The organism is Pseudomonas gebzensis, assembly GCF_034427815.1.
GTDB lineage: Bacteria > Pseudomonadota > Gammaproteobacteria > Pseudomonadales > Pseudomonadaceae > Aquipseudomonas.
Genome location: NZ_JAXQNS010000033.1, coordinates 1 through 985, shown reverse-complemented (window position 1 = coordinate 985; position 985 = coordinate 1). Strand labels below are relative to the sequence as shown.

1 protein-coding gene is annotated in these 985 nt (G+C 58.5%); it reads left to right on the top strand.

Annotated features, from left to right (window positions below):
• Nucleotides 1–985, top strand: a 985-nt coding sequence (locus tag SJI00_RS22335; RefSeq protein ID WP_322463853.1) for an immunoglobulin-like domain-containing protein, incomplete at both ends; no start/stop codon positions are given.

The following is a 985-nucleotide window of genomic DNA, read 5'->3' as shown; positions in this document are numbered from 1 at the left end:
AACGTTGACCGCCACTCCTTCGGTCGCCGAAGGCGGATCCATCGTTTACACCGCCAGCGTTAGCGCTCCGGTCACCAACACTCCGGTCACCGTGAAGCTCGCTAATGGCGAGACCATCACCATCGCCGTGGGCCAAAGCTCCGGGACTGTAACGACAGCAGTCAGCAACGACGTATACGTCGGTCACGACTCGGTCAGCAACAGCATAAAGGATGTATCTGGCGGCAACTACGAAAGCCTGGTGGCCAACAAAACTGCTGTCACCACAACCGTAACCGACACGGTCGATACTTCGACCGTTACTCTGACCGCTACTCCATCGGTCGCTGAGGGCGGCTCGATCATCTACATCGCCAGTGTCACAGCTCCTGTTACCGGCACTCCGGTCACCGTGAAACTCGCCAATGGCGAGACCATCACCATCGCAGTGGGCCAGAGCTCCGGCACTGTAACGACAGCGGTCAGCAACGACGTCTACGTCGGCCATGCAGCTGTGAATAACAGCATCGCTACTGTTACAGGCGGCAGCTATGAAAACCTGGTGGCGAACCAGGGCGTTGTGACAACCGCCGTCACCGACACGGTCGACACCTCGACTGTGACTCTGACCGCCACCCCATCGGTCGCAGAAGGCGGTTCGATCGTTTACACCGCTTCCGTCAGCGCGCCGGTGACTAATGCCCCGGTCACCGTGAAACTCGCTAATGGCGAGACCATCACCATCGCCGTGGGCCAAAGCTCCGGCACTGTAACGACAGCAGTCAGCAATGATGTATACGTCGGCCATGACTCGGTCAGCAACAGCATCACTACCGTTACAGGCGGCAACTACGAAAGCCTGGTGGCCAACAAAACTGCTGTCACCACAACCGTAACCGACACGGTCGATACTTCGACCGTGACTCTAACAGCTACTCCATCGGTCGCTGAGGGCGGCTCGATCATCTACACCGCCAGCGTCACAGCTCCTGTTACCGGCACTCCA